The organism is Bradyrhizobium pachyrhizi, assembly GCF_001189245.1.
Lineage (GTDB): Bacteria > Pseudomonadota > Alphaproteobacteria > Rhizobiales > Xanthobacteraceae > Bradyrhizobium > Bradyrhizobium pachyrhizi.
The window spans coordinates 59,450-59,840 of the sequence record NZ_LFIQ01000094.1 but is presented as its reverse complement, the minus strand read 5'-3'; the positions used below and the strand labels follow the sequence as shown (position 1 = coordinate 59,840).

Here is a 391-nt window from a genome sequence, read left to right as displayed (position 1 = left end):
CGACGAGATATTCGCATTCGGGTTCAGCCGGGGCGCGTTCACGATCCGTGTGACGATGGGATTGATCCTAGATCAAGGCCTGATTCCGGCAGAGGGCATCTCCGATAGCGAATTGGATCGGCAGGCGAAAAAGGCCTACCGCGCGTACCACAGGCGGCATTTCCACACGAACTGGTACTTGATGGTCCTCGGCCTGAAGAAACTGGTTGGAGGAGAAGTGTCTTCCAAGCCGACCGGCGTGTCGGCTCGAAGGGAGACGCCGGTCATCCGCTTTCTAGGGCTGTGGGATACGGTCGCCGCCTACGGTCTTCCGGTCGACGAAATGACCCAGGGTGTAAGCCAATGGATCTGGCCACTGGAATTGCCCGGCCACACGCTACATCCCAGCGTC

General features: G+C 59.3%; 1 protein-coding gene. It reads left to right on the top strand.

Features of this window, described 5'->3' with window-relative positions:
* Positions 1-391 (top strand): phospholipase effector Tle1 domain-containing protein (locus AKL29_RS23860; RefSeq protein WP_160321780.1); only part of this gene is annotated, 391 nt, incomplete at both ends.